The 25,513-nt window shown below is 54.2% G+C and carries 22 protein-coding genes; 15 read left to right on the forward strand and 7 right to left on the reverse strand.

Annotation, left to right across the window (positions count from 1 at the left end; genetic code table 11):
• Positions 1 to 23: 23 nt before the first annotated feature.
• Together WKJ04_RS06535 and WKJ04_RS06540 are read left to right on the forward strand one after the other, a co-directional pair.
• Complete coding sequence (locus WKJ04_RS06535) at positions 24 to 1,067, forward strand: LacI family DNA-binding transcriptional regulator (protein WP_337879681.1); 1,044 nt, start codon at positions 24 to 26, stop codon at positions 1,065 to 1,067.
• A 136-nt stretch (positions 1,068 to 1,203) separates the two neighbouring features.
• Positions 1,204 to 2,430: an MFS transporter gene (locus WKJ04_RS06540; protein WP_337879682.1), complete on the forward strand. Its 1,227-nt coding sequence runs from the start codon at positions 1,204 to 1,206 to the stop codon at positions 2,428 to 2,430.
• 28 nt (positions 2,431 to 2,458) lie between these two features.
• Here WKJ04_RS06540 and WKJ04_RS06545 read toward each other — a convergent pair whose 3' ends face one another.
• The 4 genes from WKJ04_RS06545 to WKJ04_RS06560 form a co-directional block, all read right to left on the reverse strand.
• Positions 2,459 to 3,964, reverse strand: a complete 1,506-nt coding sequence (locus tag WKJ04_RS06545; protein WP_337879683.1) for a tryptophan halogenase family protein — start codon at positions 3,962 to 3,964, stop codon at positions 2,459 to 2,461.
• A 50-nt stretch (positions 3,965 to 4,014) separates the two neighbouring features.
• The gene (locus WKJ04_RS06550; RefSeq protein WP_337879684.1) at positions 4,015 to 6,489 is read right to left on the reverse strand and encodes a TonB-dependent receptor; all 2,475 of its coding nucleotides are present in this window, start codon (positions 6,487 to 6,489) and stop codon (positions 4,015 to 4,017) included.
• Positions 6,490 to 6,759: 270 nt separating this feature from the next.
• Positions 6,760 to 7,635, reverse strand: coding sequence for a sugar phosphate isomerase/epimerase (locus WKJ04_RS06555; protein ID WP_337879685.1), 876 nt, complete (start codon positions 7,633 to 7,635; stop codon positions 6,760 to 6,762).
• A 10-nt stretch (positions 7,636 to 7,645) separates the two neighbouring features.
• Positions 7,646 to 8,659 (reverse strand): LacI family DNA-binding transcriptional regulator, encoded by a 1,014-nt coding sequence (locus tag WKJ04_RS06560; protein ID WP_337879686.1) that lies wholly within the window; start codon positions 8,657 to 8,659, stop codon positions 7,646 to 7,648.
• A 299-nt stretch (positions 8,660 to 8,958) separates the two neighbouring features.
• Between WKJ04_RS06560 and WKJ04_RS06565 the strand changes: the two genes are divergently transcribed.
• From WKJ04_RS06565 to WKJ04_RS06595, 7 genes are all read left to right on the forward strand, one after another.
• Positions 8,959 to 10,134 (forward strand): Gfo/Idh/MocA family oxidoreductase, encoded by a 1,176-nt coding sequence (locus tag WKJ04_RS06565; protein WP_337879687.1) that lies wholly within the window; start codon positions 8,959 to 8,961, stop codon positions 10,132 to 10,134.
• 20 nt (positions 10,135 to 10,154) lie between these two features.
• The gene (locus tag WKJ04_RS06570; RefSeq protein ID WP_337879688.1) at positions 10,155 to 11,213 is read left to right on the forward strand and encodes a sugar phosphate isomerase/epimerase family protein; all 1,059 of its coding nucleotides are present in this window, start codon (positions 10,155 to 10,157) and stop codon (positions 11,211 to 11,213) included.
• Between the two features lie 82 nt (positions 11,214 to 11,295).
• Entirely contained in the window at positions 11,296 to 12,513 is a 1,218-nt protein-coding gene (locus tag WKJ04_RS06575) for a nucleoside permease (RefSeq protein WP_337879689.1), read from the forward strand.
• Between the two features lie 3 nt (positions 12,514 to 12,516).
• Positions 12,517 to 13,425: a TIM barrel protein gene (locus tag WKJ04_RS06580; RefSeq protein WP_337879690.1), complete on the forward strand. Its 909-nt coding sequence runs from the start codon at positions 12,517 to 12,519 to the stop codon at positions 13,423 to 13,425.
• A gap of 218 nt (positions 13,426 to 13,643) precedes the next feature.
• A complete protein-coding gene (locus tag WKJ04_RS06585; RefSeq protein WP_337879691.1) occupies positions 13,644 to 15,335 on the forward strand; it encodes a GMC family oxidoreductase in 1,692 nt (563 codons plus the stop codon).
• 1 nt (position 15,336) lies between these two features.
• On the forward strand, positions 15,337 to 15,939 hold the full coding sequence (locus tag WKJ04_RS06590) for a gluconate 2-dehydrogenase subunit 3 family protein (protein WP_337879692.1): 603 nt from the start codon (positions 15,337 to 15,339) through the stop codon (positions 15,937 to 15,939).
• Between the two features lie 20 nt (positions 15,940 to 15,959).
• A complete protein-coding gene (locus WKJ04_RS06595; RefSeq protein WP_337879693.1) occupies positions 15,960 to 16,709 on the forward strand; it encodes a DUF1080 domain-containing protein in 750 nt (249 codons plus the stop codon).
• 96 nt (positions 16,710 to 16,805) lie between these two features.
• Here WKJ04_RS06595 and WKJ04_RS06600 read toward each other — a convergent pair whose 3' ends face one another.
• Together WKJ04_RS06600 and WKJ04_RS06605 are read right to left on the reverse strand one after the other, a co-directional pair.
• Positions 16,806 to 17,855: an alkene reductase gene (locus tag WKJ04_RS06600; protein ID WP_337879694.1), complete on the reverse strand. Its 1,050-nt coding sequence runs from the start codon at positions 17,853 to 17,855 to the stop codon at positions 16,806 to 16,808.
• A gap of 11 nt (positions 17,856 to 17,866) precedes the next feature.
• The gene (locus WKJ04_RS06605) at positions 17,867 to 18,172 is read right to left on the reverse strand and encodes a metalloregulator ArsR/SmtB family transcription factor (protein ID WP_337879695.1); all 306 of its coding nucleotides are present in this window, start codon (positions 18,170 to 18,172) and stop codon (positions 17,867 to 17,869) included.
• 202 nt (positions 18,173 to 18,374) lie between these two features.
• Here WKJ04_RS06605 and WKJ04_RS06610 point away from each other — a divergent pair, with 202 nt between their 5' ends.
• The 6 genes from WKJ04_RS06610 to WKJ04_RS06635 all read left to right on the forward strand — a co-directional run bounded on the left by WKJ04_RS06610 (position 18,375) and on the right by WKJ04_RS06635 (position 22,886).
• Positions 18,375 to 19,367, forward strand: coding sequence for a DUF481 domain-containing protein (locus WKJ04_RS06610; RefSeq protein WP_337879696.1), 993 nt, complete (start codon positions 18,375 to 18,377; stop codon positions 19,365 to 19,367).
• Positions 19,368 to 19,433: 66 nt separating this feature from the next.
• The gene (locus WKJ04_RS06615; protein WP_337879697.1) at positions 19,434 to 20,708 is read left to right on the forward strand and encodes an MgtC/SapB family protein; all 1,275 of its coding nucleotides are present in this window, start codon (positions 19,434 to 19,436) and stop codon (positions 20,706 to 20,708) included.
• A gap of 39 nt (positions 20,709 to 20,747) precedes the next feature.
• Positions 20,748 to 21,305 (forward strand): cytochrome b, encoded by a 558-nt coding sequence (locus WKJ04_RS06620; RefSeq protein ID WP_337879698.1) that lies wholly within the window; start codon positions 20,748 to 20,750, stop codon positions 21,303 to 21,305.
• A gap of 55 nt (positions 21,306 to 21,360) precedes the next feature.
• Positions 21,361 to 22,275, forward strand: coding sequence for a pseudouridine synthase (locus WKJ04_RS06625; RefSeq protein ID WP_337879699.1), 915 nt, complete (start codon positions 21,361 to 21,363; stop codon positions 22,273 to 22,275).
• 10 nt (positions 22,276 to 22,285) lie between these two features.
• Complete coding sequence (locus tag WKJ04_RS06630) at positions 22,286 to 22,639, forward strand: putative quinol monooxygenase (protein WP_337879700.1); 354 nt, start codon at positions 22,286 to 22,288, stop codon at positions 22,637 to 22,639.
• 7 nt (positions 22,640 to 22,646) lie between these two features.
• Positions 22,647 to 22,886 (forward strand): DUF2798 domain-containing protein, encoded by a 240-nt coding sequence (locus tag WKJ04_RS06635; RefSeq protein WP_337879701.1) that lies wholly within the window; start codon positions 22,647 to 22,649, stop codon positions 22,884 to 22,886.
• 151 nt (positions 22,887 to 23,037) lie between these two features.
• On the opposite strand, the gene WKJ04_RS06640 is transcribed toward WKJ04_RS06635, so the two are convergent.
• Positions 23,038 to 25,513 (reverse strand): COR domain-containing protein (locus WKJ04_RS06640; protein WP_337879702.1); only part of this gene is annotated, 2,476 nt, incomplete at its 5' end.

The following is a 25,513-nucleotide window of genomic DNA, read 5'->3' on the forward strand; positions in this document are numbered from 1 at the left end:
AGTTCCTGATAAGGACAGATGACGTGTCGTCCGCTTCTGCTAAAAAACTGAACCTGAAAACTGTGGCTGCGTTGCTGAATGTCTCGGTTGCCACTGTCTCCAACGCATTTAACCGGCCTGATCAGTTGTCGCCCGAGCTGCGGCAAAAAATTCTGCAGCAGTGCACAGAACTGGGGTATGACGGCCCCAATGCGGCGGCCCGCAGTCTGCGCACTGGCAAGTCCGGCATTATTGCTATTCTGCTGTCGGACAGCCTGGAGTATTCCGTCAGCGATCCGGTGGCGAACCAGCTGATTAAAGGGGTGGCCGAAGTGATCCAGGAACAGGGGCTGGATTTGCTGCTGCTGTCGAGCCGGCATAACACCGCCTGCAGCAGTGCCGAAGCCTTGCCTGACGGTTTTATTCTGTATGGTGCTCCCAGTAATCAGGAGCAGTTACAGCGTGTTCTGAAAAGCGGCAAACCGCTGATCAGTGTGGACTGTAACCTGCCCGGTGTGGCCGCGGTGAATGTGGACAACTATGCGGCAGCCCGGCAAATTGCCAGCCACGCCCTGACGAAAAAAGACGGTGCTGTGGCTGTGCTGGGCCTGCGGCTGATTGACTCCGAGCGGGTCTGCCGTATTCAGCCGGATGAACTCTATGGCACAGAACAATCCATTTCCCGCCGTCGTCTGGACGGTTATCTGGCGGCGGCTGAGCAACAAGACCGGTCAATCCCGGCGCAAAGCGTCTGGCATATTCCGTTAAACACCCATCACTACGCCCTGATGGCAGCGCGCGAAGCCTTGACACAGTTTCCGCGGCCGCAGGTGTTGCTCTGTATGAGCGACCGCATTGCACTGGCGGCCATGACGGTGGCGCGTGAGCTTGGCATTGCCATCCCGCAGGAGCTGGTGGTGGCCGGCTTTGACGGTATTGAAGAAGGCGAGCGTTTTTTCCCCAGCCTGACCACCATAGCCCAGCACAGCGACGAAAAAGGCCGCACCGCCGCACGTCGGCTGCTGGCCGGTGATTTGCAGACGGATTTACTGATGCCCTCGGAACTGATTCAACGCCAGAGTTGTTAGCTGCGCCATTCAGCCAATCACTGCGATGGTTTTTGTTGAAACTTAAACGATTCAGATGTAGGCTGGAGTGAAGATCCATCAGAGATCAGTGCGGCAGCACAGCGGCCGCTTTCACCACTCAACAGGGTAACTGAAGATGCAACAAAGCCAGCCTCTCGCTGCGCAGGTGTCTATGGCACCGAGCGCCTACAGCCAGGTGAAATGGATGACCTGCCTGATGTTTTTTGTCTTTGCCATGACGACGGATGCCGTAGGCGTCATTATTCCACAGGTGGTGCAGCAGTTTCAGCTGAGCCTGACCGAAGCGGCCGCTTTTCATTATGTGCCTATGGTGTTTATTGGTTTGTCCGGGTTATTTCTGGGCCGGCTGGCGGACCGCTTTGGCCGGAAAACGGTGATCCTCTCGGGCCTTGCGCTGTACGCCTTGGCCTGTGTTGCCTTCGTCTTTGGTGAAGATTTCCTGTTTTATCTGCTGCTGCTTGGCGTCAGCGGGCTGGCCATAGGTTTGTTTAAAACCGGCGCCCTGGCGCTGGTGGGGGATGTCAGTGCGGATGGCCACAGCCATACCCGGCTGATGAACAGGGTTGAAGGTTTTTTTGGCTTAGGGGCCATCGCCGGGCCTGCACTGGTGGGCATGTTAATTGCTGCTCAGCTGGGCTGGACTCAGCTGTATCTGCTGGCTGGTTTGATTTGCGCCGTGCTGCTGCTGATGGCGGCCCGGCTGGATTATCCGGCCTATCAGCCGCAGCCACAAAGTTCGCTCTGGCAAAGTCTGAAACTGGCAAAAGACCCTTATGCGTTGGGGTTTTCGCTGGCGATTGCCTGTTATGTCGCGACCGAAGTGGCCATTTTTGTCTGGTTACCCACTTTGCTGCAAAGTTATGAGGGGCAACAGACCCTGCTGGCCACTCATGCCATTACCCTGTTTTTTGTGCTGCGCACCACCGGACGTTTTCTGGCGGAATACCTGCTGCTGAAGTTTGACTGGACTGTGCTGCTGGCCTGGTTTGGCAGCGCGATTTTCCTCTGCTTTGCGCTCAGCATGTGGCAAGGCGTCAGTTGGGCTTTGTGGTTGATGCCTGCGTCAGGTCTCTTTATGTCCATGATGTACCCAACCCTGAATTCCAAAGGCATCAGCTGTTTCAGCCGTGATCAGCATGGGGCCGCCGCCGGGCTGATCCTGGCCTTTACTGCGCTGGCGGCTGCCCTTGGGCCTTTGTTGATGGGCATAGTGGGAGATGCGCTGGGGGATGTGCGTTATGGTTTTTATCTGGCCACCGGCTTTGCCGGTTTGTTGTGTACCGGCTTATGGTGGAACTATTGGACGCAACCTGCTGCAGCACGGTTGCAGCAGACCCATTAAGTAGTCATCTTGAGAAACCGCAGCGGCGCTAAGGCGCCGGTTCTGCTTTACAGTACTGGTTAATGTAGTCTTGATGTGAAGGGAGTTGCCGCACAGCCAGTTGCATCGCCTGTTGCAGTTTTGTCAGATAATCGCTGCCATGGGCTGGCCTGTAGTTTAACAGCATATCGCTTTGCTCTGGCAGGTTGTGCTGGCCAATATGCACCGCCAGCCAGCTGGTGTTGCCAAATAAATCCAGCTCGCCCGGAATGAGGCGGCCGTACTGACGGAACAGCTCAATACGGTACTGCAAGGAGTCCGGCACCGGCATGGCCGCACAATAGCGCCAGAGTTCGCTGTCGTCGCGTTGGGTCAGCTTGTAATGCAACATCACAAAGTCGCGGATATTTTCCATTTCCCGAATGGCAATACGGTTGTATTCGTCCCGCAGCAAGGGACTAAAGCTGTTGTCCGGAAACAATGCCAGCAACTTGGCGATACCGGCCTGGATCAAATGGATGCTGGTGGATTCCAGCGGTTCCAGGAAGCCAGCCGACAGGCCAATGGCCACCACATTTTTATTCCAGAACAGTTTGCGTCGTCCTGTGACAAACCTCAGCTGACGTGGCTCGGCCAGCGCCTTGCCCTCCAGCTGTTGCAGCAGTTGGTCAGCCGCCTGCTGCGGCTGAATAAAGTGGCTGCAAAACACCTGACCATTACCGGTGCGGTGTTGCAGCGGTATGCGCCAGCACCAGCCCGCCGACAAGGCGGTGGAGCGGGTGTAAGGCGTCAAGTCGCCACGCTCAGAAGGCACAGCCCAGGCGCTGTCGCAAGGCAGCCAGTGCGACCAGTCTTCGTAGCCGGTTTGCAGGCTTTGCTCAATTAACAGGCCGCGAAAGCCGGAGCAGTCGATAAAAAGTTCAGCGTCCAGCACCAGACCAGACTCCAGCTGCACAGAGCGGATATGGCCGTTGTGCGGCTGCTGCTGCACTGCACTGATTTTGCCTTCAAGCCGCTCTACACCCCGTTGTTCGGCATAGCGGCGTAAGTAACGGGCGTACAGGCCTGCGTCAAAATGGTAGGCATAATCGTGGGTCGACAGCACGGACCTGGGTTCGGCAACGGGTGGGGCGAATTTGCCGGCCTGCGCCGCGACCCAGGCCATAGAGTACTGGTCCAGAGAGTCGGCTTTGCCTTGCTGGCGTGCCTGCCACCAATGATGGTGAAAGTTCACCAGGTCAAACTGACGGCCATAGCTGCCAAAAGGGTGAAAATAACGCTGGCCCAGCGAGCCCCAGTTCACAAACTCGATGCCCAGTTTAAAGCTGCCTTGGGTGGCTTTAATAAAGTCGTTTTCTTTCAGCCCCAGGCTTTGGTTAAACAGCCTGATCGGCGGAATAGTGGCTTCGCCTACGCCCACAGTGCCAATGTCTTCGGATTCCACCAGACGAATGTGGCACCCCAGTGGCAAGGCGTTGGCCAGCGCTGCCGCCGTCATCCAGCCAGCAGTACCGCCACCGACAATCAGCACCGAGCGTATCGCTTTTGAATTCATGGTCACCTGCGGTTGAATGAAAAAGCCGGGCGGACCCGGCCTTGGTTAGCTTAGTAACTTAAGGTCACTGACAAGTTCACGGTGCGTCCAATCACGGGCCCGCCAGAGATCACTGTCGGGCTGACGCTGGCGTCCGCCACACCACCACTGCCGCGAATATCAAATTCGTCGGTCAGGTTGTACAACTGTAAACCAAACTGCAGGTTGTCGGTGGGGCTGTATTTCAGGTTAGCTCCCAGTGTGTAATTGGATGGGTATTCGTTACCAGCCCCGTCAATGGATGTGGTTTGCCCGGTCACATTCAGGCCTGTCACCCACTGGTCATTGATATGGTAGTTGGACGACAGGGTGTAAATCAGATCCGGAATACCGTCAGCCCGTACCCATTGACTGGAGCCTGCCGATTTTTTCTCAGCATCTGTGTAAGTGGCGTTACCGACCAGTGAAAAATCACCCAGCCGCAAGGTGCCCAACATTTCAGCGCCCTGTGATTTGTATTCGGCGTCTATCACACAACCACCGGCACCGCCACAGAGGGTGGCTGACAATTCATAGGTGCTTTGTTTGAAGTCACCTTTCAGTAACGTCAGTTCCAGGCTGTAGTAGCCATCCAGCACATCGCCACGGCGTTTCACCCCCAGTTCGTACTGGTGCACAAAGTCGACAGCCGCTGTTTGTCCGGCCTGGTTCAGCGAACCATCGGCATTGATTTTGCCGGAGGCAATCTGACGGTCGGCATTAAAGCGGCCGCCTTTGGAGGCACGGGTAAAGAAACTGGTGTCTTCGTTCAGTTTGTACAGACCGCCGACTGTCCAGGAGCTGTAGCTGACCGAATAATCCAGGTTTTCCTGACTGCCATTGGCGATGATGGTCGAAATGGCCACCCCAGACACCAGCGTGCTGAATTCGGAGCCGCCGGAGAAGGCCCAACCGGACGCGTCCACCGTATCACGGCGCACACTGGCATCCAGCGTAAAAAGGTCATTGTCTAAATCCAGCGCCAGGTAGGGGGCTGTGTCTGTATAGGCCAGATCATAGTCGCGGGCACAGCAACTGCCCCAGTTGTTGTTAAATCCCGCAATGCCGTTGGCGGTCAGCTGATTGCCTGCGGTATCAAACAGCTCCAGCATGGCCGGGTTGTCACCACTGAGTTCTGAGAAGGTGCGGTTGGTGTGCCAGTCCGACGCAATGTTCTGATTCATATAAAAATAACCAGCTCGGGCTGTGATCAGTTGCTCACCCAGTTCGAATTCTTTCGACAGGGCCAGGTCGTTCACAAAACTGCCGACGTCGCGCATGCTGGTATGCACATTGGTGTTGTTGTTCAGATAGGCCTGGTCATACAATTCACCGGCTTGCGGGCCATTGGCGTAGCGGATGGAACCGACTGTGGCACCGTTCAGGCTGGAGCCAATGACACTGCTGGTGCTGACCACATTGAGGAAAGGCGAGGTAAAACCCCCGCTCATATCGGTCCAGCGCATTTTGTTGTCCAGCACCAGGTTGTTGCTGAACTCATAATGCAGTTCATTCCCCAGCGCGAGCGCTTCGGTGGTGATGCCGCTCATCTCCACCCGTTCCAAGTCGCCGCTGCGGTTCACAATCAGAAACTCCTGATTGTGAATGGAGTAGTTGGACTGGCTGCGGCCATCAAAGCCAGGGTAGGGCCGCAGGTTACTGAAACTGTGGCCGTCGTAGTCAGCCAGCGCTGGCGCGCCTGTGTAGTTCGGCTCCTGGGTGTCGGCCACTTTCACCAGAAAACGCACATAGTTAGCGTCGCCAAAGTATTTGGTCAGGTTGGCTTTGATTTGTGCGCTTTCGCTGACATTAAATCCAGCCTCCAGCGGGCCTTTGCCCTGTTTGACATAGCCACCCAGGTGGTAATTGACGTTGTCGCTCAGGGCGCCGCCCTGACGGAAATCGAGTTTCTTTTCGTCATACCCAAGGCCAGTGGTCAGCCGCAGCAAACCGCCATCCACCTCACCGTAGTGACTGATGTAGTTAATAATGGCGCCGGGGGACTGCGAGGAGAAGGTGCCGGCGGTGCCACCGCGAACCCCTTCTACCCGGTCGACACTGGAGTCGAAGCGGGTCCAGTAGTCGTTATTGCCAAAGTTCATATCACCAAACAGCACAGTCGGCAGACCGTCTTCCTGAATTTGCACAAAAGGTGAACCGCCGGTGGCGACAGGCAAGCCACGCACCGCAATATTGGAGTTCCCGCCCGGGCCCGCAGTACCGGACACCTGAATACCTGGGATCATCCGGAAGACCTCAGACTCCGAGCTGGGCTGGAAATCTTTAATCATTTCGGCGTCCACTGTGGTGACCGCAATGGCCGATTCAATCTGGGTGCGACCGGGCACACTGCCAGTGACCACTATGGTTTCAAAGGCTTTTTCTTCTTTGTTGTTGCTGGCCTCTGCGGCGCTGTTGTCCTGTGCCATCACAGGCACTGTGACCAAGAATCCGGACGCCAGTAATACCTGGCGTACAGCGACTGAAACTTTCTGTTGCTTGAACATTTGAATGCCCCCTGTTGAATCGACTTAATCGTTTAAGTTCTTTTGGGTAAAAAAAGCAACATTCCATTTTGCCTGGCTGGTTTTCTGGCTATGGTGTCGCTTTATTGTGTTATGAGGTGAATTAAATTCATCTTCACTTAATCGTTTTACCTCTGAAAATTCAGTTCGTCAAGGTTGGGCATAAAATAAACAGGAAGGGAACGGGGCGGCGCAGGGAAAAACCAGGACGCCAGGCGCAAACCGCATGCGGCTGCGCCTGTGACGCGAGGCTTATTTCAGCAGTCTGGACAGCGAATCAAAGCCCTGTTTGATGGTGCGGACTCTGTTGTCACTGTTGTCGTGTTCGATAAAGGCATGTTTGACGCCGGACAGCTCAGCTTTGGCGACCATAGGTGCGAAATCAATCACCCCGGTGCCCACATCGACCATCTCACCTTTTTGGTTCATGTCCTTCACATGCCACAGCGGGAAACGGCCCGGTGAACGTTCAAACAGTTGCAGCGGGCTTAAACCGGCTTTAACAGTCCAGAACAGGTCCAGCTCCATTTTTACCAGATCTGCGTCGGTTTCTTTCAGCAGAATGTCGTAAGGCACCTGACCCTGAATGGCCTGGAACTCGAAATCATGGTTGTGGTAGGCCATCTGCAGACCGGCTTTTTTGCAGGCTTCGCCAGCTTTGTTTAAAAAGGCGGCGTAGGATTTGTATTGATCAATGGTCTGGCGCTGCGGTTCGGTCAGGTAAGGCAACACAATGTAGTGATGACCGACAGTCTGGGCATCTTCAATCACCTGGTCCAGCTGGCTTTGCAGCACTTCCAGCGGTAAATGGGCAGAGGGGGCGGTTAAGCCTTCGCTGTCGAGCAGGCGACGTACTTCTTTGGCTTTCAGATTAAAGTAACCGGCAAACTCGACTTCTTTGTAGCCAATACCGGCCACCAGCTTCAGTGTGTCAGCCACACTTTGCGCCATCAGGTCACGCACTGTGTACAGCTGCAGACCGGCCTGCAGTTTCTGGCCTGGTGTGGCGGCCAGTGCCTGGCTTAACGGAGAGGCCAGGGCGGCTGCGCCTAAACCGAGCAGGCTGTATTTCAACAGTGTGCGTCTGCCTGGGTTGGCTGGAGCGAAATCGCTTGTCGTTGGGTTCATGCTGCTTTCCTTAAGTTAGGTGCCCGGGGGCTGGCCCCGTGCTGGCACGCTCTATCAGATCAAAAGGCAGAATGACTTTGGGCGCTTTGCCCAGCCTGCCTTCAATTAAATCGATCAGTAAACTGACCGCGGTACTGCCAAATTCTTCCGCCGGCTGCGCTATGGTGGTCAGCGGCGGGTCGCTGTACGCGGCAAAGGCGATATCGTCAAAACCGGCAACAGACACATCCTGCGGCACCCGCAGTCCCAGCTGTTTCAGTTGCTGCAGGGCGCCAATGGCCATCTCATCGTTTTCGCAAAAAATAGCGGTGGGTGGCCGGGGCAGGGCCATCAGGTCGGCGGCCGCTTTCTGTCCGGATGCCAGACTGAAATTCCCCGGGCTGAGCAGGCTTTCATCAAAGTCGACACCGGCTTCAGCCAGCGCTTCTTTGTAGCCGGCCACCCGGTCACGGGTCAGCGGGCTGCGTGGTGGGCCTTTAATCATTGCGATACGGCGATGGCCCAGACCGAGTAAATATTCGGTCATGGCATAAGCGGCCGCTTTGTTGTCGAGTAACACAGTCGGGCAACGGATACGGTCCAGCACTTCACAGGCGTTGACCATCGGCAGCGGCTGATCGGCTGCCATTTCCAGCCCGGTAAAAGGGTTAAAAGCCCGCAGCTGGATCAAGCCGTCAGCTTGTGAGGTGTGTACCATCCGGGCGTAACTTTGTTCCATTGCTTCATTGGCCATGGTGTTGCAGAGCAACAACGAATAGCCTTTGTCATGCGCGCTTTGTTGCATACCGGTGATCACCCGGGCGAAAAACAGGTTGGCGACAGTCGGCACCAGCACCACCAGGTTACGGCTTTTGCCCGAACGAAACTTGACCGCCATTAAATTGGGTTTGTAGCCGGTTTGTTTGACCGCCGCCAATACCCTGGCGCGGGTCTTGTCTGACACCCGCTCCGGTTGTTGCAGTGCTCTGGATACTGTCGCGACCGAAACTTCGGCCAGAGCCGCGACTTCATGAATTGTAGCCATTCAACCTGTTGTTTTCATGCTGCTTTATCGGCTGGTCAGTCTAACGCAGACCAGGCGTTCCTGATAATTTGTAACCGATAGCATTTATAAGCTGATTTTTCGCAAATGAAAAGTCAGGTTAGTGCAAAAAATTGGCATATTTTTAAAGTGAATGCTCTATTTTGGTGCGATGTGGCCGATTTTTTCGACGAAATTTGCGACAAAGGGCAGAAATCACCTTGACGGTGCAAAATGTAATCCATTACATTTTTCTCTGATGGCTGAACCAGAGTAGGTTCGAAGCAACCGAGAATTGAACAATGACAACAGAACGCAAAACACCCATCCGTTATGGCATGGTCGGCGGTGGCGCCGGTGCTTTTATCGGTGCAGTGCACCGTCATGCGGCAGGCCTGGACGGCGACTACCAACTGGTCTGTGGTGCTTTTAGCCGCAACAAAGAAAACAATCAGGTCACTGCCGCAGCGCTGAATATTGCCCCTGAACGCGCCTATGCCGACTGGCAACAATTGCTGGCAGGCGAAGCGGCCTTGCCGGCTGAACACCGTATGCAGTTGCTGGTGGTGGTCACGCCAAACCAGTTGCATGTGCCGATCAGTATCGCCGCCTTGCAGGCTGGTTTTGCCGTGTTCTGCGAAAAACCCGCTGGCGTCACGCTGAAAGAAACCCGCGAGCTGGCCGCTGTGCTCAAACAAAGCCATCAGCTGTATGGTCTGGCTCATACCTACCTGGGTTACCCCATGGTATGGCAGGCGCGTGAGCAGGTGCAAAACGGCGCCTTGGGCTGCTTGCGCAAAATTTATGTCGAATACCCGCAAGGCTGGCTGACCGAGGATTTAGAAAGCAGCGAAAACAAACAAGCCAGCTGGCGTACCGATCCGGCTCAGGCCGGGGCCAGTGGCTGTATGGCCGACATTGGCACCCATGCCTTTGGCATGGCGGAATTTATCAGTGGCCATCGGGTGACTGAGCTGTGTGCTGAGCTGAAAAGCCATGTGCCTGGCCGCCGGCTGGACGACGATGGCGCGGCGTTATTCCGCACGGCTGAAGGCGCTTCTGGTGTGCTGATGGCCAGCCAAATTTGCGCCGGTGAAGAAAACGCGCTGAAAATCCGTCTGTACGGCGAAAAAGGGGCGCTGGAGTGGCACCAGATGGAGCCCAATACTCTGATCCTGAAACCGCATGGCGCTCCGGTGCAATTGTTGCGGGCCGGTCGTGGTATGCCAGGTCTGGGTCAGGAAGCCAACCGGCGCTGCCGCTTACCTTCAGGTCACCCTGAGGGCTATCTGGAAGCCATGGCCAATTTATACCGTGATTTTGCAGCCGCTATCCGTGCCGGTGAATCAGGCCAGCCCACTGGGGTGCCTGGTATTGCCGCCGGTCTGCGAGGTATGGCCTTTATCGAAACCGTCGCCGCCAGCAGCCACAGCAATGAAAAATGGCTGGCGGTGCCGGATATCCGCGACAGCCTGTAAACAACGCTTAGGAGCATACTATGAGTCAAATTCAGGGCCCGGCTATTTTCCTGGCGCAGTTTATGGGCAACGAAGCGCCCATTCACAGTTTAAAAACCATGGCGAAATGGGCGGCTGATTTAGGTTACAAAGGGGTGCAGGTACCGACCAATGACCCGGCTTTTTTTGATTTGGAACAAGCCGCCAACAGCCAGGCCTATTGCGATGCCATGAAAGCGGCCTGTGCCGAACAGGGCATTGCCATAACCGAGCTGTCGACCCATTTGCAGGGCCAACTGGTGGCTGTGCATCCGGCTTACAATGAGCTGTTTGATAACTTCGCGCCAGCAGCCTTAAGGGGCAAACCGGCAGAGCGCACCGACTGGGCCATTCAGCAGCTGAAGTACGCCGCCAAAGCCAGCCAGCGCCTGGGTTTAAAGGCCCATGCCACCTTCTCAGGCGCCTTGTTGTGGCATCTGGTCTACCCCTGGCCACAACGACCAGCCGGTCTGGTGGAGCAGGGTTTTGCTGAGCTTGCCAAACGCTGGTTACCTATTCTGGACGCCTTTGATGAAGCGGGGGTGGATGTCTGTTATGAAATTCACCCCGGTGAAGATTTGCATGACGGTGCCAGCTTTGAGCAGTTTCTGGCTGCAGTGAACAACCATCCACGCGCCAATATCTTGTTTGATCCCAGCCATTTTGTGCTGCAGCAGCTGGATTACCTGGATTTTATCGACCGCTACCACAGCCGGATCAAAATGTTCCATGTCAAAGACGCCGAGTTCAGACCCAATGGCCGCAGTGGCGTTTACGGTGGTTATCAGGACTGGGTGAACCGCCCGGGCCGCTTTCGCTCTTTGGGCGATGGGCAGGTCGATTTTGCCAGTATTTTCAGCAAGCTGACCCAATACGGTTTTGACGGCTGGGCGGTGCTGGAATGGGAATGTTGCCTGAAAGATTCAGCGCAGGGCGCGGCCGAAGGCGCACCTTTTATTGCCCGGCATCTGATTGAGCGCGCGAAAAAAGCCTTTGACGACTTTGCCGGTGCTGCAACGGATGCAAAACGCAACCGCCGTATTCTGGGGCTGGACGACTGAGTGGTCCGGCACCGGCTGACGCGAAAAAAAACATAACAACATAAAACCACAATAACGAGAGTCCAACAGCAGCGGGGAATCTATGGACAGCATCAAACTACGCTTAAGCAGCATGATGTTTTTGCAGTTTTTTATCTGGGGTGGCTGGTTTGTCACCTTGGGCACATTTTTAAGTCAGAACCTGTCGGCCACAGGCGCCCAAATGGGCGCGGCCTTTTCGACCCAATCCTGGGGCGCCATTATTGCGCCGTTTTTTGTCGGCCTGATTGCCGACCGTTTTTTTAATGCCGAACGTCTGCTTGGCCTGCTGCATTTAGCGGGTGCCGTGCTGATGTTCCTGATGTATCAGTCCGGCGACTTCGGCAGTTTTTATCCGCTGGTACTGGCGTATATGCTGGTTTATATGCCGACACTGGCGCTGGTGAACTCGGTGTCTTTTGGTCAGCTGAAACAGCCGGATCTGGAATTTGGCAAAATCCGGGTCTGGGGCACAGTGGGCTGGATTGCGGCGGGCCTGGTGATCAGCTACCTGTTTGGCTGGGATTCGCAGCAAGGCATTGCGGATGGCCTGCTGAAAAACACCTTCCTTATGTGTGCTGTCGCTTCTGCGGTGTTGGGTTTGTACAGCTTTACCTTACCGGCCACACCGCCGGCTGGCCGGGGTCAGCAGCTTAAACTCGGTGAGTTGGTGGGTCTGGATGCGCTGGCACTGCTAAAAGATAAAAACTTCTTTTTGTTCTTTGTGGCCTCTGTGCTGATCTGTATTCCGCTGGCCTTTTATTACCAGAATGCTAACCCGTTTCTGACCGGTATTGGGGTGGAGAATGCCACCGGTAAAATGACGCTGGGCCAGGCCTCTGAAGTGCTGTTTATGCTGGCATTGCCGCTGTTTCTGAACCGCTTTGGGATTCGCTGGACTTTGTTGTTGGGTATGGGGGCCTGGGTGCTGCGTTATGTGCTTTTTGCTTATGGCGATGCCGGCACCGGCGTCTGGATGCTGTTACTGGGCATAGCACTGCATGGCATTTGTTACGACTTCTTTTTTGTCTCAGGTCAGATTTACACCAACAGCAAGGCGGGCGCGGCCATTCGCAGCTCTGCCCAGGGCCTGATCACGCTGGCCACTTATGGGGTCGGTATGCTGATTGGCTTCAGCGTGGCCGGTCAGATTACCGACGCCTACAGTACGGTAGAGACCACCGACTGGGCCAGCATCTGGTTATTCCCGGCAGGTTTTGCCGCGCTGGTTCTGCTGGTGTTTGCGCTGGTGTTTAAAAACGAACCACTGCGTCAGGAGTAAGCGATGAGTCAGCAACAGAGCACCCTGCCGCGGCGGGAGCTGTTAAAACAACTGGCCGCTGGTGCTGTTGGGGTATCCGTGTTGGGGGCGACCGGATTTTTAAGTACGGCCTCGGCCAGCACCAAAACCTCTGCCCGGCTCAAAGGTAAAATCCGCCATTCGGTCAGCCGCTGGACCTACGGCGATTTGTCCATCGACGAATTATGTCTGCTGGTGAAATCGCTGGGTTTTAACGCCATTGATCTGGTGGGGCCGGACGACTGGCCGGTGTTAAAAAAGCATGGTATCGACAGCTCGATGTGCAATGGCGCTGAGCTGAACCTGACCGACGGTTTTGGCGGCGCTGAATTCCACGAGGCGCTGATCCCACGTTACCTGAAGCATATCGATTTAGTGGCCGACGCCGGTTACCGCAACCTGATTTGTTTCAGTGGCAACCGCCGTGGTATGGACGATGAAACGGCTCTGTCCAATGCAGTCAAAGGGTTAAAACAACTAGTGCCCAAAGCGGAGCAGCGCGGTGTGGTGCTGCAGATGGAGCTGTTTAACAGCAAGGTCGATCACCCGGACTACCTGGCCGACAGCTCAGCCTGGGGCATTGAGCTCTGTCAACGTCTTGGTTCACCGAACTTTAAGCTGCTGTATGACATCTACCATATGCAGATTATGGAAGGCGACATTATCAGCACCATCAAACAGCACCATCAGTACTTTGGCCATTACCACACGGCCGGGGTGCCGGGGCGCCATGAAATTGACGACAGTCAGGAGCTGAATTACGCCGCCATTGCCAGAGCCATCCGGGATTTGCCTTTTAACGGCTATCTGGCGCAGGAATTTATTCCAACAGCCGACAGCAAAGCCGGACGGGCGGCAGCACTGGCGCAGGCCATTCAGATTTGCGACGTATAACGCTTTCAACGGCTATAGCGGGGCAGCAGGCTGCCCTAACTAACTTATAACGAGAACAGGGCATTATACCCAGGTAACTTGAAGATGCGGGCAGGCGACACGCCAGTGAGACCCCAGGAACATAGTCAACCTATGTGACTGGGGCGACATGGCACAGTCAACAAAGTCGCAGCTTCAAGGACGACGGGTAGAATCCCGCCCATCACAGGGGACAACAGATGACCACAGCAACCAACCATTACGATGCCATAGTCGTAGGCTCAGGCATCAGTGGCGGCTGGGCAGCCAAAGAGCTGACCGAAAAAGGCCTGAAAGTACTGCTGCTCGAACGCGGCCGGCCTATTGAGCATATCAAGGATTACCCAAACGCTTTTAAAGAAGCCTGGGACTATCCGCACCGTGACAGACCGACCAATCAAATGAAAAAAGATTATCCGGTGCTGTCGCGGGACTACCCATTAAACGAAAGTACCTTTGGTATGTGGGCCAATGAGCAGGAATCGCCTTACACCGAAGTGAAGCGCTACGACTGGTTCCGCGGTTACCATTTAGGTGGGCGTTCTTTGTTATGGGGCCGTCAGAGTTACCGCTTTAACGAGCTGGATTTTGAAGCCAACCTCAAAGACGGCATTGCGGTCGACTGGCCTATCCGTTACCAGGACTTAGCGCCCTGGTACGATTATGCCGAGCGTTTTGCCGGTATTGCCGGCGTGCGGGACGGCCTGGACGTACTACCGGACGGCCAGTATTTACCGCCTGTGCCGCTGAATATTGTCGAACAAAGTGTGGCAGCCCGGCTGAAAAAAGCCTTTGGTGGCAGCCGTCATATGATCCATGGCCGCTGTGCCAATATCACCCAGCCGAAGCCGGAACAAAACCGGGTCGGCTGTCAGTACCGCAACAAGTGTTGGTTAGGCTGCCCTTTTGGCGGTTACTTCAGTACCCAGTCGGCGACGTTGCCGGTGGCGATGAAAACCGGCAATTTAACGGTTCGGCCATTTTCTATTGTCACTCAGGTGCTGTACGACAAAAACACGAAAAAGGCCCGTGGCGTTGAGGTGCTGGACAGCGAAACCAATCAGACCTACGAGTTCACCAGCAAAATTGTGTTCCTCAATGCGTCGTCCTTTAACTCCACCTGGATCCTGATGAATTCCGCCACCGACCTCTGGCAAGGTGGCCTGGGCAGCAGCAGCGGCGAGTTAGGTCACAACGTGATGGACCACCATTTAGGGGTGGGCGCTTTTGGTGAAGTGGAAGGTTTTGATGACAAATACTATTTTGGCCGTCGTCCGTCAGGCTTCTATATTCCGCGTTTCCGCAACTGGGGTGGTGACAAGCGGGATTACCTGCGTGGTTTTGGTTACCAGGGGGCAGCCAGCCGTCAGGGCTGGAGCCGCAATGTGGCGGAGCTCAGCATAGGTGCCGACTTTAAAGACGCATTAACACAACCAGGGCCCTGGAGCATTGGTATGGGTGGCTTTGGTGAAATTCTGCCGGATCACAGCAACCGTATTTTCCTCGACAAAACCCGCAAGGACAAATGGGGTTTACCTGTGCTGGCGATGGACGTTGAACTGAAAGCCAATGAGCTGAAAATGCGTGAAGACATGAAACAGGATGCCATCGACATTCTGGAAGCGGCAGGCGTGAAAAATGTGCAGGGCTATGCCGGCGACTATGGCCCAGGTATGGGCATTCACGAGATGGGCACAGCCCGGATGGGCCGTGATCCGAAAACGTCCGTGCTGAACGGCTACAACCAGGTCTGGGACGCACCCAATGTGTTTGTCACAGACGGCGCCTGTATGACCTCAGCCTCCTGTGTCAACCCGTCGCTGACCTACATGGCGCTGACGGCCCGGGCCGCCAACTACGCGGTTGAACAGCTGAAAAAAGGGGAGCTGTAATATGGACAGACGTGACTTGTTAAAGATGATCGCAGCGGCTACAGGTATGGCCATGGTCGGTGGTGATGTATGGGCAGCAGGCCAGAAATCACCGGATGCAGGCAAAACCCTGTATACCGCCGACGATGTGGCCATGCTGGATGAAATAGCTGAAACCATTTTGCCGCAAACCAGCAGCCCCGGCGGTAAAGCCGCAGCCTGTGGAGCCATGATGGCGGTGCTGGTGAATGACTGTTACAGCCTGGAGCATCAGACCTTATTTTTTGCCGGTTTAAAGCAAATCAAAAGCCTGAGCAAACAGCAGTTTAAGCAGGACTTTATGGCACTCACACCCGAACAGAAACTGGAGCTGCTCAGCAAGCTGGATGCAGAAGCCAAACAAGGCGGCACCAGCGGGCTGGGGGGCAGCAGTTCGCTGGCCAGTTCGAAAACCTCTGAACGTAAAGGCGAGCTGCATTACTTCACCTTACTGAAACAGCTGAGTTTATTTACCTTCTTCACCTCTCAGGTGGGCGGCACCGAAGCACTGCGTTATGTGGCCGTGCCTGGAAAATACGACGGTGATCTCCCGTATAAAAAAGGCGATAAGGCTTGGGCGACCTGATGATGCACGGAGTCAATACAATGAAAAAGTTAATCTGGGCCTGGGCTCTGCTGCCCGCCTGTGGCGCTTGGGCGGCTGATCAGCCACTGACCGAGCAGGAAATGCATCAGCTGGCGGCCAAAACGGAAGTCTGGCAACCTGTGCCTGCCGTGGTCAATGCGGCTGAAGGTGCTGTGCCCTCCGACGCCATTGCGCTGCTGGGCGCAGATTTGAGCCAGTGGCAAAGCGCAAAAGGCGGTGCTGCGGCCTGGTCATTGCAACATGGCGTATTGCAGGTCAAACCTGGTTCGGGTGATATCCAAACCAAACAGAGCTTCTGTGATATCCAGCTGCATCTGGAGTGGAAAGTTGACAGCGACCGCATGGATAAACAGGGGCAGCTGCGTAATAACAGCGGCGTGTTCCTGCAAAGCCTGTATGAGATCCAGGTGCTGGATTCCTACAACAACCCGACTTACCCCAATGGTCAGGCCGGTTCTGTTTACAAGCAGAGCATTCCGCTGGTGAATGCGACCCGGCCCAATGGCCAGTGGCAGCAGTACGATATTATTTACCAGGCGCCACGTTTTGATGGCGACAAAAGGTTGAGCCCAGGTTACGTGACTGTGCTGCACAATGGGGTATTGGTGCAAAACCACACGGAAATTACCGGTACCACCGAATGGATAGGTCCGCCGCAGGTCAAGGCCCATGGTTGCCTGCCGCTGAAGCTGCAGGACCACGGCGATGCTGTCAGCTTCCGCAATATCTGGCTGCGTAAGCTGGATTAAAGGGGCGCTGAATGCCCGTCCGTTAACCCGGCTGGCTTTGCCAACTCATGAACAGATAAGCAGTTTTTGTATAAAAACTGCTTATCTGAGTGGTCATTACAGTGTCGGATAATCGGTATAACCCTCTGCACCCTTAGCGTAGAACAGTTCTTTACGCGGCGGGTTCAGTGGGGCATCCAGCTCCAGACGTTTTGGCAGATCCGGGTTAGCAATAAAAGGCACGCCAAAGGCAATAGCATCGGCTTTTCCTTCGGCAATCCATTGATTCGCCAGTTCTTTACTAAAGCCTTCATTCGCAATCACAGCGCCACCAAAGGCCTGTTTCAACGCTGGCGTCAGGCTGTTGCCGGCCGCATGTTCACGGGTAGACAAAAAGGCAATACCCCGCTTACCCAACTGCTGAGCCACGTAACCAAAGGTGTCCGCTGGTGTCGAGTCACCCATATCGTGCGCATCCATCCGTGGTGCCAGATGCACAGCCACCCGGTCTTTGCCCCAGACGTCCATGCAGGCATCCACCACTTCCAGCAATAAGCGGGCACGGTTTTCAATAGAGCCACCGTACTGATCGTCTCGCTTATTGGTGGAATCCTGCAGGAACTGGTCAAGCAGGTAGCCATTGGCAGCATGCACATGCACACCGTCAAAACCTGCAGCTTTGGCATTGACTGCCCCTTGTTTAAAGTCTGCAACCACCTGCTGAATTTCGTCCAAAGTTAAAGCGCGTGGGGTGACAAATTCTTTGATGGGCCGCACCAGGCTGACATGGCCTGCCGGCTGAATGGCACTGGGTGCCACCGGCAGCTCGCCGTTTAAATACAGGGGGTCTGAAATACGGCCCACATGCCACAGCTGTAAAAAGATCAGGCTGTTATTGGCATGCACGGCATCAGTCACCTGCTTCCAGCCCTGGGTTTGTTCAGCGGACCAGATACCCGGCGTGTCCGGGTAACCCACGCCCATAGGGGTGACCGAAGTCGCTTCGGTCAGGATCAGACCTGCGGAGGAACGCTGCGCATAATACTCAGCCATCAGTGCATTAGGCACCCGGCCTGCGCTGGCCCGGCAGCGTGTTAAGGGCGCCATCACAATACGGTTTTTCAGGGTTAAATCGCCCAGCTGGAGAGGGTCAAATAAAGTGGTCATACAAAACTCCGTTATAAATCCTGCGACAGGTGTGCAAGCAATTGCTGAATTTGTGCGTCGTTCCGGCAGAAAAAATGCCATTGGCCGACTTTTTTACTCTGAACCAGGCCCGCCCGTTGCAGCGTGGCCAGATGGGCCGACACTGTGGACTGCGACAAACCGGTTTTTCGTTCAATTTTCCCGGCACAGACCCCCAGCGACAGCGGGTGTTCCTGATCGGCAAAATACAGCTCAGGCTGCTTTAACCAATGCAGAATGTCCCGCCGCACCGGATGGGATAAGGCCTTTAACATCTCATCCAGAGTGACAGTGCTCATGAGTTGTCCATGTGTTTATATCGCGATATTACGATATATGAATCGCGTCAGTCCGATATTCAAGGGGCGAACGACTATTTTTTTACTGACAGGTATAAATTTATCTTTGTTGTTTCCCTCCTGTTGGGGGGGCCCATTTTCATCTCGAAACATCCAGCAGGTCTTGCTAAGCTGAGGCTGACTTTAAGCATAGGATTCAGTGATGTGGCGACAAGGAATGATGCTGGGGCTGGTGCTGTACCCGCTGCCGTTGCTGGCGGCAGAAATCCGTATTGAGCTGACCAATGGCGATAAGCTCAGCGGTCATTTAGTCAGGCTCACTGCAACAGAGCTGATCCTCAAAACCAGCTACGCTGGTGAGTTGCAAATCAAACACAGCCATATTCGCAGCACAGACCCTGCGTTAACCCTCCCTGAGCAGGCCGACGCGGCTGAGGTTGCTGCGAAGCCAGACAGCAAAGCGGAGCCTGCCACTGCTGTGTTGCATCAACATCAGGTGGATTTCACGGCGTCTACCCGGCGCAATGAGCACAGTCTGGATCATCTGGGCCTGCATACGTCGTCGGAGCTGCGTTGGTCTGCTTTGCGCGCCAACCTGGATGCGGCGTACGATTACGAAACCAGCGATAACTTAAAAAAGACCCATAAATACAATCTGAACCCTGATCTTGACTACTTTTTCAGCCCCGGACTGTTTTGGCGGGCTAAAGCCGATTACAGCTATAACTATCTGGTGGAAGATTATAAAAATGTGGATGTCAGTGCAGGTGCAGGTTACAGCTTTATGGACAATACGCAGGCCAGAGCTGAGCTGATTTTTCTGCTTGGCCTGAAGTTTTCCGAGTTCCGGCAACAGCCTTTACTGGAGCTACTGCTGGGTGGTGACAGGTCAGTCCGGCTGAATTTCAGCCAGTTGGAGTGGGATCTGCGGTATCGTTGGAGCCACAGCGCCCTGGAGTGGTACAGCGACGGCCATTATATGTACAACCTGAATCAGCCGATCCCTTTGCTGTACTTTGATGGTGAAGTCAAAGCCAATACAGGCTTACGTTATTACCTGACGGACAGTGTCAGCCTGAGTTACAGCTGGAGTCTGGAATGGAGCCGGATAGATTTACGCCTGCCAGAGATGCCCGAGCAGCGGCTGAACAGCCGTGATCTCAGTCAGAAAGTCAGTCTGGGCGCAAAGTTCTGACCCAATTTGCAGGGCGTCAACAGGCTCTGAGGTCGCCACTTTTAGAAAATGGATGAGAGCAACGGGATGGATTTTGAAGTTATTCAGCAGTTTGGTATAGCCCTGTTACTGGGGGCTTTGGTTGGCCTTGAGCGCGAAAAACATAAAAACAGCGAACATCCGGGCAGTTTTGCCGGCATCCGCACTTATATTCTGTTTTCGCAAATGGGCGCTGTCAGTGCCTGGCTTGGCCATCAAACCGGCCAGTTATGGCTGTTTGCGCTGGCGGTGCTGGCCGTGACAGCCTTGGTACTGAGTTCCTACTGGCTGGAAAATAAAACAGAGCAATCCCGGTTAGGGCTGACCAGTGAACTGGCTGCCATTACGGTCTGTCTGTTGGGCGGTGCTGCAGTGCTGGGGTATGCCGAACTTGCGGTGGCACTGGCCATAGTAACTTCGGCCGTGCTGGCGTTTCGGGAGCCTTTGCATGGGCTGGTGGGCAAGCTGGATTCCGGCGACTTGTTTGCGATGCTGAAACTGCTGATCGCCAGCTTTATTGTGCTGCCATTGTTACCCAACCAGACCATAGACCCCTGGAATGCGCTGAACCCTTATACACTCTGGCTGCTGGTGATCCTGATTTCAGCCTTGTCGCTGGTGGGCTATCTGGCGGTGCGTTCGCTGGGTTCGGTCAAAGGCAGTGCCGTCACTGGCTTAACGGGGGGCTTGGTGTCCTCCACTGCGGCCACTGTATCTTTTGCCCGCAGCAGTAAACAACAAAACGACGAGCTGGCCGCCGACCACCTGGCGGGTGGCATTTTATTGGCCTGGGCTGTGATGTTTTTACGGGTGTTGTTAATTTGCGCCGCTTTATACTGGCCATTGCTTGCGCGGCTGGCCTGGTCTTTGGGGGGAATGGCACTGCTCTGTGCTTTGGCCGCTATGCTGATGTTTTGGTTTGGTCATCGCCGAGACGTTCCGGTGGCTTCGGCCCGAATGCCATTAAAAAACCCCTTTAGTTTATGGGCGGCCATTCAGTTTGGTGCCTTGTTTGCGGCGGTGTTGCTGGCGGTCAAACTGGCTGAACATTATTTGCCGGGGCAGGGCGTGTTATGGCTGGCGGCGTTGGCAGGCCTGACGGATGTGGATGCAATCAGTCTGTCGATGGCCGATTTGGCGCTGCGGCAAAACCAGGTACAGCTGGCGGCACAGGCCATTTTATTGGCCTGTGTGAGCAATACCCTGGTGAAAACCGCTATGGTGCTGGTGTCAGGCAGCCGTGCGCTGGCGGTTAAAATTGTGGCCGTAACTGCTCTGTTGGTGGTGATGGCTGGGCTGAGCTTTCAGTTTGCCTTAAGCTGAACCTGGTTAGATTGTTAAAAACACAGAGGATGAAATGCAATGAGTAGTCAGAGTATCAGATACAGCACTGTTGTTATTGGCTTGCATTGGCTCAGTCTGCTACTGATGGTGCTGGTTTATCTGTCGATGGAAAGCCGCACTTTGTTTGAACGGGGCAGCGAACCACGCGACCTGGTCAAAGCGCTGCATTACAGCCTGGCGCTGACTTTATTGCTGCTGACCGGCTTTCGTATTCTGGCCCGTTTACTGGACAAGGCGCCACCCATAGTGCCTGGCCCGACCCCGCTGGCGCAGCGGCTGACAGGCCTGGGTCATTTGCTGATTTACTGCTGGATGCTGGGCATGATACTGCTGGGTTATCTGGTGCTGAGTTTTGAGGGGCATAGCTTTACGTTTTGGGGCCTGCCTGTGCCTTTGCTGACGGGGGACGATAAGCCACTGGCCGAACAACTGGAAGATTTGCATAAGCTGGGCGCTACCTTGGGCTACTACCTGATTGGTGGCCATGCGCTGATGGCACTGTGGCACCATTATGGCCGCAAAGACAACACCTTGTATCGCATGTTACCGCTGGGTAAGTTCAAAACCGGTGATTAACTTGAATATGTCGTCAAAAGTCTGTTAACTACGCGCCTTCAACCCCGGAGGCGCTGTGAGCAAAGCCAAAACCCCGTCTGAAATTACCTTACCGGCCTTTGATCAGGGCTGGGGCACAGTGCTGGCGTTTTTAGCTGCGCATTTTCACCGTATTGCGCCAGAGGTATGGCAGCAACGGCTGCTGGACGGCAAAGTGTACTGGTACGACAGTGGTGAAACTATTCAGCCAGATACCCCCTTTAAACCCAGCCGCCGGGTTTGTTATTTCCGCGAAGTGGCTGCCGAGCCGCAGATCCCGTTTGCCCACCAGATCCTGTACCGCGACGAGCATATTCTGCTGGCCTGTAAACCCCATTTTTTGCCGGTGATCCCAGGCGGAGATTTTGTCAACGAATGCCTGCTGGCGCGGCTGAAGCGGGACACAGGCCTGACCGATTTGGTGCCGGTGCACCGGCTGGATAACGAAACCGCTGGTCTGGTGCTGTTTTCCTGCCAGCCGCACAGCCGGGCGGCTTATTCCCGGTTGTTTGCAGAAGGCACAGTGCACAAAGAGTATCAGGCCGTAGCCGGGTTGCCACCGCAGTTACAGCAGGCACCGCTGCCACAGCACTGGCGTATTCAGAACCGTATTGAAAAATCAGAACCGCGCTTTTTAATGCGTCAGTTGGACGGCGAGGTGAATGCCGATTCCAGCCTGCAGCTGGTTGAGCGTCGTGATCAGCTTGGTTTATTTGAACTCTGCCCCCATACCGGCAAAACCCATCAGCTGCGCCTGCATATGCAGCAGATTGGTTGCCCTATTTTATGGGACAAATATTACCCACAGCTGCAACCAAAGCAGCAGGGCCATTTCAGCCAGCCGTTGCAGCTGCTGGCGAAACGTATAAGTTTCGTTGACCCCATCAGTGGGGCCAAACACCATTTTCAGTCGGAGCGCCAGCTGCAAAGCTGGGCACCTGCCACAACCTGACGGAGTTAGCATGTCGAAAAAAGTGTATTGCATCGCCCAGTTTCAGCCCAAACCGGGTAAAGCGGCCGAATTATTTAAAGTGCTGCAAAGCCTGGAGCCCAACACCCTGCGCGAAGAGGGTTGCCTGCAGTACAGAGTGACCCGGCAAATTCAGAGCGACTTTGCTCCGGGACGCAGTTTTCCTATTGTGTTTAACGAAATCTGGGCCGATATGCCAAGCTTTGAAGCCCACTGCCAACGTGCTGAAATTCAGGGGTTTTTCCAACAGTATTGCCTGGCAGACGACGGCCTGGCGGCCGACTGGAATGTCTGCGTTTATTCCGACGAACCGGACGGTTTCGACGCGCCGCAATTAAGCTGTTAAGTTCACGATGAAGAAATTACCGCACAACTATATGGGCCTGGTCATGCCCTTTTTATTGTCATTGCTGATGAGCTGCATAGTGTCGCTGGTCAGCACCCTCAAAAGCATTGGCCTGAGCCCGGAACTGCTGCAAACCTGGCTGGGCGCCTGGGGCGTTTCCTGGATGGTGGCTTTTCCTGTGGTGCTGCTGGTATTGCCAGTGGTGCGGCGCTTAAGCCTGATGCTGGTGGAAGGCCCGCCGGGTTAAAGGGCGGGGTAAACCCGCCCGGCATTAGTGACTTAACTGCCTATCAGGCCGCCATCGTCTTTGGTCACAATGACAGTCGATGAACGTGGGTGGCTGGTGCCGTCGTTGGCTGCAGTTAAGCAACAGGCCTGCTTGGTTATCAAACACATAGCTACAGTGGGTTGTGTTGTTTGTGCCAAGCCGCAACTCTGGCTTTGACCAGCTCAAAGGTGGCATCCACCTGCAGTTCGCTTTGGCGTTCAGTGACTAAATCACTGATCCAGGCCAACGCATTGACACAGCTGTTCACTATGGCACGCAGATGCTCTAATTCATCAATGGAGCTTTTACCCGCGGCTTCTGCGCCAACCTCTTCGATTAAGGTGTCCAATTCAACTCGCTTTTGTTGCCAGTGTTTGACCACTTTTAAGCGTTCAACAGGCTTGTCAATCTGAACATCGTCCAGCACAACAGGGATCACTCGTTGACAAAACGTTTGCTGATGTTTTTGACTGGCGTCATATAACAAAGCCAGTTCTTTCATGCAGTGCAACGAGTCAAACAAGTACTTTCGGCTGAGCACCACCAACACAAAATTACCGCGGGCAATTTCCCGTTCAAAGGCGGCAATGCTATCTCCGGGTTGCATCTTATGTTTATCCTGAAACACATAGTGTTCGCCAAATTGCTCAGAGAGTTTCTGGTACAAGTTATCGCTGATGATTTGTCTGTCGTCAGTTTCATGCCCCCAAGCATAAGAAAAATAAATAGCAGGGCCTGTTGGTGCCGGCGCAGCAGGGCCTAACTGAGTAAAGGGTTCTGTGGCCACTTTGTCTGTTCTGTCATCCGATGTGTTTGTTGGTTGGCCTTTAAGCCAGGTCACTTCAGGTGCCTGGCCCAAATGACTGGACTGAGTAATGGATTTCACCAAATGTTCTGCCAGCTCACTACTTTTCTGGCCAGTCAGGCGTAAGGTTATCTCGCCAGGTTGGCTGAAGTTTTGTTGATGCAGCTCTGTATGTGGTAACAAGCTGCATTCAAACCAGACTTTACATTGGTGTTTGGGTTCGTAGAAGCAGCAGCCGTAGCGCCAGTAATAAGCATGTTGTTTGGCCATATGGCCAATTTTGCTTAGCAAATAACGCATGGTGGCGTCGTGTAAAAAGTTATAGCTCAGTTTAATTTCAATATCGGCCGCACTGTCATGCCAGTATTGCACCGCTCTGGCAGGTTCATATTCAGGCAAATTATCCGGTGTTATAAAGTTATCTTCACTGACTTCAAAGCAAGCGCCACATTGCTGCATCATCTCTAAAAATAACGGCAAATCCTCAGTGTTTAAACTCTGCTGTTGCAGCCAACGCTGCAACATCAGTCTGTTGAACTGGCCTTGATGGGCTTGTAATTCAGGCAATACCTGCTGGCGTTCCAGCAATAAATACACACCTTGCAGCGCCCATTGCTGGTCCAGAATTAACTGGTTGTTAAAGTGGCCAGCCCGGTAAAACAAGGTGCCGCTTTGGTGCAGATAATTGGCCAGGGTAGTTGGTGCAGTCACTGAGTGTTTTTCACAGAGCGCTTCAAAATCAGCAAATGGCAGTTGCTTCAGCTCTGGTTGGGTAGCAATTACTTGGCGAATTTCCTGTTCCACCGCCAGCCAGCTCTTGGGCAACCAAATATCGTTATTACTGCTCAGTTGTTGCTGCAAGGCTCGTTTGAAGGTTGGGTAAAACTGTTCCAGCCCATCCGGGGTTTTGCTGCTGATATCCAGCGGCCGCAGCGCTTTAAAAGGCGAAGGATGTGGGATTGGCGCATTTTTATGTTGTTCTGGGCTATCGCATTGGCTTTGGCAGACCAGAATATTGGCATTTTCACCAACCAGTGATTTTAAATAAGCCAGCCAGTAGCTCAGTGGTCTGTTACGAATTTTCAGCCCTTCGCAGTCAGCTAACTCATTGTTTTCACTGTCTGGGTGCCATAACAGTACATAAACCGCTTGTTCATCTAAAAACAAACTGTGGGTACCTAAATACACGTCCTGCCCCCCAAAATCCCAGCAGTGCAGCTGTAGCCCTGCATCGGCGGGTTCAACAGCTAGTTTATGCTGAAACACTTGCTGCCAACTGATGGTATGCAGTTGGATACCATGGGTACTGGGTATGGTTGTATCAAAGGTTTCGCCGCGTAGATTGCGTGCCAACTGAGTTTTACCAATACGGCCATTGCCCAAAATCATCACTTTCAGCTGTTTAGCCGAAGCAAAGCCGGATAGTTGGCCAGCATGCCACCAGTCCTCAAAAACGGTTTGGTTAAAGTGACGACTGAGTTCCGGTGGGACATGGGCAATAGCTAATTCGTTATCAGTATGAATTTGCAAGCGTGGTAACTGCAGGCATAGGGTTGCTGCCATTTCCAGTGGCAGGATCAGATTTAACTTTGTCAGAATCAATAGTTGTAACGATGTTATTTGTTCAATGCTCGCCAGGTTCGTCAGCGCTTCACAGCCACTGACATTCAAGCTGGTTAAAGCGGTCAGTTGTTCAATGCCCGCCAGGCTGGTCAGTGCCTGGCACCAACTGACATCCAAGCTGGTTAAGGCGGTGAGCTGTTCAATGCTCGCGAGTTCCGTCAGCGCTTCACAGCTACTG

Source organism: Rheinheimera sp. (assembly GCF_037442345.1).
Classification (GTDB): domain Bacteria; phylum Pseudomonadota; class Gammaproteobacteria; order Enterobacterales; family Alteromonadaceae; genus Pararheinheimera.

Excerpts from the sequence above, each read along its gene's own strand:
- WKJ04_RS06540 (WP_337879682.1), top strand. The coding sequence starts at position 1,204 with ATGCAACAAAGCCAGCCTCTCGCTGCGCAGGTGTCTATGGCACCGAGC.
- WKJ04_RS06545 (WP_337879683.1), bottom strand. The coding sequence starts at position 3,964 with ATGAATTCAAAAGCGATACGCTCGGTGCTGATTGTCGGTGGCGGTACT.
- WKJ04_RS06550 (WP_337879684.1), bottom strand. The coding sequence starts at position 6,489 with ATGTTCAAGCAACAGAAAGTTTCAGTCGCTGTACGCCAGGTATTACTG.
- WKJ04_RS06555 (WP_337879685.1), bottom strand. The coding sequence starts at position 7,635 with ATGAACCCAACGACAAGCGATTTCGCTCCAGCCAACCCAGGCAGACGC.
- WKJ04_RS06560 (WP_337879686.1), bottom strand. The coding sequence starts at position 8,659 with ATGGCTACAATTCATGAAGTCGCGGCTCTGGCCGAAGTTTCGGTCGCG.
- WKJ04_RS06565 (WP_337879687.1), top strand. The coding sequence starts at position 8,959 with ATGACAACAGAACGCAAAACACCCATCCGTTATGGCATGGTCGGCGGT.
- WKJ04_RS06570 (WP_337879688.1), top strand. The coding sequence starts at position 10,155 with ATGAGTCAAATTCAGGGCCCGGCTATTTTCCTGGCGCAGTTTATGGGC.
- WKJ04_RS06575 (WP_337879689.1), top strand. The coding sequence starts at position 11,296 with ATGGACAGCATCAAACTACGCTTAAGCAGCATGATGTTTTTGCAGTTT.
- WKJ04_RS06580 (WP_337879690.1), top strand. The coding sequence starts at position 12,517 with ATGAGTCAGCAACAGAGCACCCTGCCGCGGCGGGAGCTGTTAAAACAA.
- WKJ04_RS06585 (WP_337879691.1), top strand. The coding sequence starts at position 13,644 with ATGACCACAGCAACCAACCATTACGATGCCATAGTCGTAGGCTCAGGC.
- WKJ04_RS06590 (WP_337879692.1), top strand. The coding sequence starts at position 15,337 with ATGGACAGACGTGACTTGTTAAAGATGATCGCAGCGGCTACAGGTATG.
- WKJ04_RS06595 (WP_337879693.1), top strand. The coding sequence starts at position 15,960 with ATGAAAAAGTTAATCTGGGCCTGGGCTCTGCTGCCCGCCTGTGGCGCT.
- WKJ04_RS06600 (WP_337879694.1), bottom strand. The coding sequence starts at position 17,855 with ATGACCACTTTATTTGACCCTCTCCAGCTGGGCGATTTAACCCTGAAA.
- WKJ04_RS06605 (WP_337879695.1), bottom strand. The coding sequence starts at position 18,172 with ATGAGCACTGTCACTCTGGATGAGATGTTAAAGGCCTTATCCCATCCG.
- WKJ04_RS06610 (WP_337879696.1), top strand. The coding sequence starts at position 18,375 with ATGTGGCGACAAGGAATGATGCTGGGGCTGGTGCTGTACCCGCTGCCG.
- WKJ04_RS06615 (WP_337879697.1), top strand. The coding sequence starts at position 19,434 with ATGGATTTTGAAGTTATTCAGCAGTTTGGTATAGCCCTGTTACTGGGG.
- WKJ04_RS06620 (WP_337879698.1), top strand. The coding sequence starts at position 20,748 with ATGAGTAGTCAGAGTATCAGATACAGCACTGTTGTTATTGGCTTGCAT.
- WKJ04_RS06630 (WP_337879700.1), top strand. The coding sequence starts at position 22,286 with ATGTCGAAAAAAGTGTATTGCATCGCCCAGTTTCAGCCCAAACCGGGT.
- WKJ04_RS06635 (WP_337879701.1), top strand. The coding sequence starts at position 22,647 with ATGAAGAAATTACCGCACAACTATATGGGCCTGGTCATGCCCTTTTTA.